The organism is bacterium (assembly GCA_026398675.1).
In the GTDB taxonomy this organism is placed as follows: Bacteria; RBG-13-66-14; RBG-13-66-14; order RBG-13-66-14; family RBG-13-66-14; genus RBG-13-66-14.
The window spans coordinates 1-8,990 of sequence record JAPLSK010000361.1; the positions used below are offsets into that span (position 1 = coordinate 1).

Genomic DNA, 8,990 nt, shown 5'->3' on the forward strand with positions numbered 1-8,990 from the left:
GGGACTAAAGTCCCCGCCCTACATTTACCGCAACGACGGCCGGACCTACACCACGTTGGGCTCCAGGATCAGGTCGCCGCGCTCGAAACGCTTGGCGTCCAGCGGCGCGATGAGCTCCGGCGTGCAGCCGCAGGCGATCGCCTCGGCGGTGAGCTTGGCCGTGGCGGGGGCTATCATGAACCCGTGCCCGGAAAAGCCCACGGCGTTGTAAAAACCGGGAAGGTCCGGGTGCTCCCCCAGGATGGGCTGGGCGTCGGGGGTCTTCGTGTACAGCCCGGCCCACTGCCGAATCACCCGCACCCCGGCCAGAATCGGCAGAAGGCTGGTCACCGCCCGGGCCATGGCCTCGATGAACTCCCAGCCCGAGTCATCGTTGAAGCCCGGCGCCTCGGGCATCCCCAGCCCCATGAGGAATGCGCCGTGCACCACCTGCTGGCAGTAGAGGTGGTGGACGAAGCTGATGACCATGGGGTCGAAGAGCCGCTCGTAGGGCTCGGTCACGAGTATCTGGTGCCGCTCGGGGAAGCAGTTCAATTTCAGGCCGGCCAGCTCGCCCACCTTCGCCGCGTGCCCCCCGGCGCAGTTCACCACCGTCCGCGTCTCGTACCGACCTTTATCCGTGGTGACGGCGTGGACCCCCTTCGAGTCGGTTTCGAAGCCGGTGACCGTCTCGAAGGTGTGCAGCTCGCAGCCCTCCCGCACGGCGGCGTGGGCGTAGGCGAAGTTGGTCTTGAAGGGGTTGGCGTGGCCGTCGGTGGGGCAGTAAGTGGCCGCGACCAGGCCCTCGATGTTCAGGACCGGCACGATCTCCCGGGCCTCCTCCGGGGTCACAAGCCGCGCCGGGATGCCCAGGGAGTTTTGCAGCTTTAAATTCGTCCGGTAGAGCTCGACGGTGTCCGAGTCGTAGGCCAGCACCAGGTAGCCCGACTGCTCGAACTCGATGTCCTCGCCCAGCTCGTCGGAAAGTCCCGCGAACATGTCCACGGACATCTTGGCCAGGCGGCAGTTCATCTCGAGGCCCCACTGCTGGCGGACGCCCGCCCCGCAGCGTCCAGTGGCGCCGCCGGAGACGTACCCCTTGTCCAGGATCAGGACGTCGCGGATGCCCCGTTTCGTCAGGTAGTAGCCGACGGCGGTGCCGATGACCCCGGCGCCGACGATGACCGCGTCGTAGGTTTTCCCGGGCACGGCTAGTCGCCCCCCTTCGAGAAGGCGACGGTCCCGCCGGATTCGTTGAGGATGGTAGAGAAGGGGACGAGGTGGTAGGGCGGCCGGGCGCGCATGGGCCAGACCTCCGCCACGGGCCGTCCGGTTTCGCGGGCCACGACCTGGGCCACCAGATGCCCGCAGGTCCGCCCCTGGCAGGGGCCCATCCCGGCCCGCAGGAAGTGCTTTATCTCGTCCACGGTGGCGTAGCCCTGGGCGACGGCCCGTTTTATCTCGCCCAGGGTGATGTCCTCGCAGCGGCAGATGATGGTGGAGTCGTCTTCGCCGCGGTTCTCGACCCGTTCCTCCATCGCTTCCTTTCGGACCGTCCCTGGCGTGGGTGGGGAGTGAGGTTTAACGGACCGGTTTGGTCATTACGGTGTATGCCGAGAAGCCCATAATCGAGCGCATGAATGGTACTCTGTATGTCCTGTCAGCGGTGAAACCGAGCCTTTCGTAGAGGTTTTGCGCACGCGGATTGGTGTCCACGACCTGGAGTGCGACCTCGGTAAGTCCCCGGTTCCGCGCCAGGTCGAAGACGGCGATGATCAAGCGCCGACCTATCCCCAGACTGCGGAAGCGCCCGTCAACGGCGATCGAATCAAGAAGCAGGCCTCTTTTGGGCGTTCTTTGGTCCATCAACCGCCAAAGGAAAAACCTTATCAGACCCGCGATCCATCCAAAGGTGCGGACCAGCGTAAGGGGCCTGATGCATATGTAGTCTTCTTTAAGAAACTTCATTCCGATCAGTCCGACTGTTTCTCCCCGATACTGCGCCAAAAAGACGGCTGTGCCTGTAAACTCTTTTGCCAGCGTCGGGATGGCCGTCTTCGAAGAACCGAGGACGATGCACTGTTGTCCCCCGAAGGCCTCGTAGTATATCTCCGCCGCTCTGAGGCGCTCATCGTCCCGGAGGCCGTACCAGATGACTACCGCGTCGTCTTCGACATTCATTGAAAAGGGGGCTATCGTTAGGCTCTCTTCAAATTGTTCAGACTAATCCCCCGCGCCTCCATCGCCAGCTCCGCGGGCACCGAGAGGTGCAGGACGTAGGTACGGTCGCGGAAGCGCACGGCCTTGAGGCACACGCCCTTGCCGATGGGCTTCCCAGACCGGTCGGTCAGCACGACCTCCCGCCCCTTCTCCGGGACGGGGAGGTACTCCCAGGGTATCTGGACGACGGCGCGGCCCTCGCCCCCGGCGGTCAGGTCCACGATGAACACCGCCAGGCCGGGGCAGGCCGCCACGCAGACGCCGCAGCCGTCGCACAGGGAGGTGTCGGTGCGCGGCAGGTCGTTCAGGTCCTCGAAGGGGAGGATGCAGCCCGACTTGCAGTTGGTGTGGCAGGGGTCGCAGGGGATTCTCTGGAAGCACTCGATGACCACCGCGGGGCCCCGGGCGAGGCTCTCCGGGGAGGGCCTCACTTTTTCCAGGTCCTCCCGGGTGGGGACGCCGTCCTCGTAGAGCATGGTCCACCTTCCCAAGTCCGTCGCGTCGTTGTCGGTGGGGCAAATACTAGCACAGCGGTCGGCGGGCGGCAAGTCCGCGGGACGGGGCCGGCGCCGAGGGGTGTCGGCCGTACCGGGCTCTCCGTATTCCTTGACAGCCCGGCGGGGCTGAATTACCCTCGCCCCGTAAACGTGCGCGGGAGGGGCTCCATGGCCATCAAGTTCGGGACCTCGGGCTGGCGGGCGCTCATCGCCGAGGAGTTCACCTTCGCCAACGTGCGCCGCGTAGTCGCGGCCATCGCGCGGCACCTGACGGAGACGGGCGACGCGGGGAAGGGCGTCCTGGTCGGCATGGACACCCGCTTCCTGGCCGACCGTTTCGCCTGGTGCGCCGCCGACGAGTTCCTGCGCCACGGCATCGGCGTGAGGCTGACCGACCGCGACGCGCCCACCCCGGCCATCGCCCTCGCCGTGGTGAAGAGCGGCCTGGGCGGCGCGGTCAACATCACCGCCAGCCACAACCCGCCCCAATACTGCGGCCTGAAATTCTCGCCCGCGACGGGCGCCGCGGCGCCTACCGACGTCACCAACCGCATCGAGGAAATCCTGCGGGGCGAGGTCGAGGTCCGCGGGGAGGGGCCGATCGAGCGCGACGACCTCCTCCTGCGCCCGTACTGCTCCCTGATCTCCGTGAGAGAGCCCTACCTGGCCCGCATCGAGGAGATAGTGGACGTCCAGGCCCTGGAGTCCAACCCGCAGAAGATGGTGGTGGATTGCCTCTACGGCACCTGTCGGGGGTACCTACCCGATTTTTTAATGGACCACGGCTGCGAGGTCAAGGTCCTCCACGCTTACCGCGACGCCTTCTTCGGCGGCCATACCCCCGAGCCCAGCGGACACAGCCTGGATGAGCTGTCCCAGGCGGTGCGGGATTCCGACGCCGTGATAGGGCTGGCCTGCGACGGCGACGCGGACCGTTTCGGGGTGGTGGATTCCACCGGGCACTACGTGAACTCGAACATGATTCTGGCGCTGGTCTTCTGGCACCTGGCGCGGTACCGGGGCTGGGAGGGCGGCATCGCCCGCTCCGTCGCCACCACCCAGCTCGTGGACGCCCTGGCGGCCAAGCTCGGCCGGGAGGTCTACCAGACGCCGGTGGGGATAAAGCACCTCGCCGCGTGGGTGGAGACGGGGAAGGTGGTGCTGGGCGGCGAGGAGTCCTCCGGCATCTGCTTCCGGGACCACGTCCTGGACAAGGACGGCATCCTCGCCTGCGCCGTCGTGGCCGAGATGCTCGCCCGAAGCGGCCGGACCATCCGGCAGCTCATCGAGGACCTCTACGTGGAGGCCGGGCGCCGGTATCTGGACGGGCGGCTGAACCTCCGGCTCACCGAGGAGTTGGCCCCGCTGATCCGGGAGCGCCTGGCCGGAGAGCCGCCGGAGACCTTCGCCGGGGTGGCGGTGCGCGGGGTGGACCGCACCGACGGCCTCAAGCTCCTCCTGGCCGACGACTGCTGGGTAATGCTGCGGCCCTCGGGGACTGAGCCGGTGGTGCGCATGTACGCCGAGGCGTACGACGACGGTCGCCTGGACGAGTTGGTGGCGGCCACGCGGGAGTTTTTGTTCGAGGGTGCTGGATAGGGTGCGTCGTTAAGACGTTGGACGATTCGTAGGGCGGGGGTTTGAGTACCCCGCCCTTTTTATCTCCAAACCCGACCCTCACCCCTACCCTCTCCCTGGAAGGGAGAGGGAGACGATGTAGGGCGGGGATTTTATTCCCGCCGCTTTTTATAAGGCAGCCCTCACCCTTATTCCCGTAAGGCAAGCCTTCTCCCACAGGGAGAGGGAAACCGCGGGCCGCCGCTTCTTACCCCCTCACATGCCCGTGCCCACAGGTTGCGATGACGTAGGGGCGGGTGTCCACACCCGCCCTTGATTGCGTCAACCGTCGTGAACCCGAATGTAGGGCGGGGATTTTAACCGAGCGAAGCGAGCTATGCCCCCGGCAAATCCCCGCCGTCCTCATCCCGCCCCTCACCCTAGCCCGTAAGCGAGCCTCTCCCCGGAGGGGGGAGGGGGGGCCGCCCCACGGATTGAGGGGGCGGCGGGGATGAGGTATACTGGTATCGCAATCCTCCATCTATACCACGATGAACCTCACCGCCTGCCGCCACGTTTTCGAGGACACCCTGGCCCTCCTGCGCCCCCGCACCGGCGTGGAGTGGCTCGAGCGGCTCGACGATGCCTACCGCCTGGCCGCCAAGGCCCACCGCGGGCAACGACGCCGCTCCGGCGACCCCTTTTTAATCCACTCCGTCGAGGTGGCCCACATCCTGGCCGAGCTCGGGGGCGACGCCGAAACGGTCATCGCCGGCATCCTCCACGACACCCTCGAGGACACGAGCTTGGGCGGGCTGGAAATCATGGAGGAGTTCGGCGAGGGGGTGTACCACCTCGTCCAGGGGCTGACCCAGGAGGCCAGGGCGGAGAGGTCCGGCCGGGCCGGCCCCTCGGCGACCCTGCGTCGGCTGCTCCTGGCCGCCCAGCACGACCCGCGCATCCTTCTTATCAAGCTCGCCGACCGCCTCCACAACATGCGCACCCTCCAGCACATGCCCCCGGAAAAGCGCCGCGAGAAGGCCCTGGAAACCCTGGAAATCTACGCCCCCCTGGCCCACCGCCTCGGCGTGGCCAAGCTGCGGTGGGAGATGGAGGACCGGGCGCTCATGTTCCTCCAACCCGAGGTGTACGCCAACCTGGCGGAAATCGTCCGCGCCGGAAAGCCCGAGCAGGAGGCCATCCTGGTCGAGGTCATCGAGGAGCTGAAGGCCAAGCTCGAGGAGCTGGAGATTCAGGCGACCGTCTTCGGCCGCCCCAAGCACATCTACTCCATCTACCGCAAGATGATAGAGAAGGGCGAGCCGCCGGAGCACATGGTGGACCTCTTGGGAATCCGGGTCATCACCCGAGAGGTGCGCGACTGCTACGGTGTGCTGGGCATCGTCCACAGCCTGTGGCGCCCCATCGCCGGTGCCTTCTCCGACTACATCGCCAACCCGAAGCCCAACCGGTACCAGTCGCTGCACACGGCGGTTCACGGCCGTCACGGTCACCGCATCGAGGTCCAGATACGCACCGAGGAGATGAACTTCATCGCCGAATACGGCGTGGCCGGCCACTTCTTCTACAAGGAGACCGGCTTCGACGCCGACCTCGACGACGAGCTGCTCTGGCTGCGACGGATAGTGGACTGGGAGAAGCAGGCCGTCAACTCCCGCACTTTCGCCAGCGCGGTCAAGGTGGACCTCTTCGCCGAGCAGATATTCGTCATCACCCCCAAGGGGAAGACGCTGGACCTGCCGGTGGACTCCACGGTACTCGACCTCGCATTCCGCCTCCACACCGACCTGGGCTTGACCTGCTCGGGCGCCATGGTGAACGGACGGCCGGAGCTCCTGAACCACGTGCTCTCGGCCGGCGACCGCGTCGAGGTGCTGACCTCCGAGGAGGTTCACCCCAGGCCCGGTTGGCTCCGGTTCGTAAAGACCTCCCACGCCCGCCACGCCATCCGCCGCTACCTCCACGACCACCCCGAGCTTGGGCGCAGGGTGAAACGCAGCCTCGTGCGCTTCAGTCTCAAGGGCGACCTGGGCGACTTCAAGCGGTTGGTGGATGGGATACACCGGCTCCACGAGATCGAACTCACCAAGGTCAGCTTCACCCCCTTTGGGCCGATGAACATCCTCATCAACGCGCGGGTGCCCGACACCGAGGAGACGCCGGCCGAGTCGGGCCCGAGCATCGCCCGGCTCGCCGAGACTTTCCCCGGCCTTTGTGTCGAGGTCCGACGATGAGGGACGCCGGCTCGCCGAACCGTTGGGAGGTGTTCCAGGTCGGTCCGGCGACGGGGTTCATCACTCTGCGGGCTGGACATCCCGCCGACGACCCCCTGGCCACCGTCCGCGAGCTTCTGGACGGGATCGCGCCGGGGGCGGGGATAGCCCGGGCACACCAGGTCCACGGCCGCGAGGTTTTTCTCGCCGAGGGTCCTACCTTTCTCCCCTACCCCCGGGCCGACGCCCTGGTCACGGACAAAAAGGGGCTCGCCGTGGTCGTCCTCACCGCCGACTGCTTCCCGGTCCTTCTAGCCGACGAACGTTCGCGGGTCGCGGGAGCGGTCCACGCCGGCCGCCGGGGCGCCCTGGCCGACGTGGTGGGGGCGGCGCTGGAGCTCATCGAGCGGCGCTTCGCCGTGGGACTGTCCTCCCTCTTCGCGCAGGTGGGCCCCGGCATCGGGCCCTGCTGCTACGAGGTGTCGGACGAAATCGCCGACGAGTTCGCCGGGCGCTGGGGGGAGCGGTTCGTCCGCCGGGTTCCGGACGGCGGTCCCCGTCTGGACCTCCCCGGCCTCGTTCTGCACCAGCTACTCGCACGCGGGGTAAGCCCGGACCGAATCACGGCCTCGGGTGATTGCACCCGGTGCCGAAGCGACCGTTACTGGAGCCACCGGGCCCTGGGTGAGGCGGCGGGCCGCATGGCCACGGGCGTGCTCCTCGAGGGCCGATAATCCTTTGCCCGGCGCCCTGTGTTTGAGGTATTATTCATCTGTCCGCAGTGCGGCTCAGGGGGGTGGGCAATGGCAATCAGCGGCGACCTGGAGCAGCTGAAGAAGAAGGCTCGGGGGAAGGTGCGCGCCCCGGCGGTGGCCGGGAGCTTCTACCCGGCGCCCGCGGATTCCCTGCGCCGCCAGGTCACCCAACTCCTCCAACGGGCACGAACCGAACCATCCTCCGGTGTCCGCGCCCTCATCGCGCCCCACGCGGGGTACGTCTACTCGGGCACCATCGCCGCCGGCGCCTACGCCTCCATCGGCGAGAACACCTTCCGGCGCGTGGTGGTCATCGCCCCCAGCCACCGGGTGCCCTTCGACGGCGTGTCGGCCTTCGTGGGCGAGGCCTACGAAACGCCGCTCGGTCTAGTCGAGGTGGACCTGGAGGCCCTCGCGGCGCTGGCCGCCGCCTACCCCCTGGAATCCGTAACCCCCGCCCACAGCCTCGAGCACTCCGTGGAAGTGCAGCTCCCCTTCATCCAGCTAGCCCTGCCCGGAACGAAGCTCGTGCCGCTTTTGATGGGCTCCCAGGACGTGGAAACGGCCCGGGGGCTTGCATCGGCGTTGGCCACGTCCCTCGGCGGCGCGGACACCCTGGTCGCGGCCTCGAGCGATCTCTCCCATTACCACGAGGACTCGGTGGCCCGGGTCATGGACGGGGTCATCGCCGGCCACGTGCGGATGCTGGAGCCGGAGAAGCTGCTCGAGTCGGTGGAGTGCGAACGGGCGGCGGCCTGCGGCGCGGGCCCCATAGCGGCGGCGATGTTCTACGCCCGCGGCGTGGGTGCCGAGGTCGCGCGCATCATCTCCTACGCCACCTCGGGCGACGTCACCGGCGACCGGCGGCAGGTCGTCGGCTACCTTTCCGCCGTGTTCCACCTGCCCGGCCCGAAAGAGGAAGGCCACGACCTGGATCGGGAGGAGAAGCGGCAGTTGCTGCGCCTGGCCCGCGAGGCCCTGGAGAACCACTTCGCCGGACGTAAGCCGCCCGAGCTTACCGAGCCCTCGGCCCGGTTGCGGCAGAAGCGCGGCGCCTTCGTCACCCTGACCGAAGGCGGCAATCTCCGGGGCTGCATCGGCTACGTGGAGCCCGTCGTGCCTCTGTGGCGGGCGGTGCGGGAGATGGCGGTGTCGGCGGCCACCGGCGACCCTCGATTCCTGCCCGTGACGCCCGGGGAGCTGGAAGGTCTGCGCATCGAAATCAGCGCGCTTTCGCCCCTGGAAAGGTGCGACGACCCGAACGGGGTCACCGTCGGCCGCCACGGCCTCGTGGCGCGACAGGGCGGCCGGTCGGGCCTCCTCCTGCCCCAGGTCCCCTCGGAGCAGGGGTGGGACCGCGAGGAGTTCCTGGCCCACACCTGCCGCAAGGCCGGACTTCCGCCCGACGCCTGGAAGCGGGGCGCCGAGCTCTACACCTTCACCGCCCAGGTCTTCCACGAGTGAATAAATAGAGACGAGGGGTTAAGCCCCTTGCACATTCAAGGAGGAAATGTGAGAAAGCTGTCGGTTCTCTTCCTGGCCGCGCTCGCACTGCCGGCGGCGGCGGGGCTGGTGTACGTGGTGGATGCCGAGTACCAGGCCGACGTCCTCGTGTACGTGGTGGACGCCGAGTACCAGGCCGACCTGCTGGTGTACGTGGTGGACGCCGATTACCAGGCCGACGAGGACGGCCTCTGGTACTTCGTGGACTCGGATTACCAGGCGGACTTCAAAATTTTCTACGTGGA

The 8,990-nt window shown here is 67.4% G+C and carries 9 protein-coding genes; 5 read left to right on the forward strand and 4 right to left on the reverse strand.

Features of this window, described 5'->3' with window-relative positions:
• Nucleotides 1-45: 45 nt before the first annotated feature.
• Genes NTW26_10910 through NTW26_10925 form a run of 4 tightly spaced genes read right to left on the reverse strand, consistent with a single transcriptional unit; the run spans nucleotide 46 to nucleotide 2,675 of the window.
• Nucleotides 46-1,188 carry an FAD-binding oxidoreductase gene (locus NTW26_10910; protein MCX7022761.1) on the reverse strand — a complete coding sequence of 381 codons (1,143 nt, stop codon included), beginning with the start codon at nucleotides 1,186-1,188 and terminating at the stop codon, nucleotides 46-48.
• Between the two features lie 2 nt (nucleotides 1,189-1,190).
• On the reverse strand, nucleotides 1,191-1,517 hold the full coding sequence (locus NTW26_10915) for a (2Fe-2S)-binding protein (protein MCX7022762.1): 327 nt from the start codon (nucleotides 1,515-1,517) through the stop codon (nucleotides 1,191-1,193).
• 43 nt (nucleotides 1,518-1,560) lie between these two features.
• The gene (locus tag NTW26_10920) at nucleotides 1,561-2,160 is read right to left on the reverse strand and encodes a GNAT family N-acetyltransferase (GenBank protein MCX7022763.1); all 600 of its coding nucleotides are present in this window, start codon (nucleotides 2,158-2,160) and stop codon (nucleotides 1,561-1,563) included.
• A 17-nt stretch (nucleotides 2,161-2,177) separates the two neighbouring features.
• Entirely contained in the window at nucleotides 2,178-2,675 is a 498-nt protein-coding gene (locus tag NTW26_10925; protein MCX7022764.1) for a 4Fe-4S binding protein, read from the reverse strand.
• Nucleotides 2,676-2,864: 189 nt separating this feature from the next.
• Here NTW26_10925 and NTW26_10930 point away from each other — a divergent pair, with 189 nt between their 5' ends.
• The 5 genes from NTW26_10930 to NTW26_10950 form a co-directional block, all read left to right on the forward strand.
• Nucleotides 2,865-4,295, forward strand: a complete 1,431-nt coding sequence (locus NTW26_10930; protein ID MCX7022765.1) for a phosphoglucomutase/phosphomannomutase family protein — start codon at nucleotides 2,865-2,867, stop codon at nucleotides 4,293-4,295.
• Nucleotides 4,296-4,804: 509 nt separating this feature from the next.
• Nucleotides 4,805-6,508: a RelA/SpoT family protein gene (locus NTW26_10935; protein MCX7022766.1), complete on the forward strand. Its 1,704-nt coding sequence runs from the start codon at nucleotides 4,805-4,807 to the stop codon at nucleotides 6,506-6,508.
• Nucleotides 6,505-7,221, forward strand: a complete 717-nt coding sequence (locus NTW26_10940; protein ID MCX7022767.1) for a polyphenol oxidase family protein — start codon at nucleotides 6,505-6,507, stop codon at nucleotides 7,219-7,221. Before NTW26_10935 ends, NTW26_10940 begins: the two co-directional genes overlap by 4 nt.
• Before the next feature lie 69 nt (nucleotides 7,222-7,290).
• Complete coding sequence (amrB, locus tag NTW26_10945; protein ID MCX7022768.1) at nucleotides 7,291-8,706, forward strand: AmmeMemoRadiSam system protein B; 1,416 nt, start codon at nucleotides 7,291-7,293, stop codon at nucleotides 8,704-8,706.
• A gap of 48 nt (nucleotides 8,707-8,754) precedes the next feature.
• Nucleotides 8,755-8,990: DUF6150 family protein (locus tag NTW26_10950; GenBank protein ID MCX7022769.1), on the forward strand; the 236-nt coding region annotated here is incomplete at its 3' end.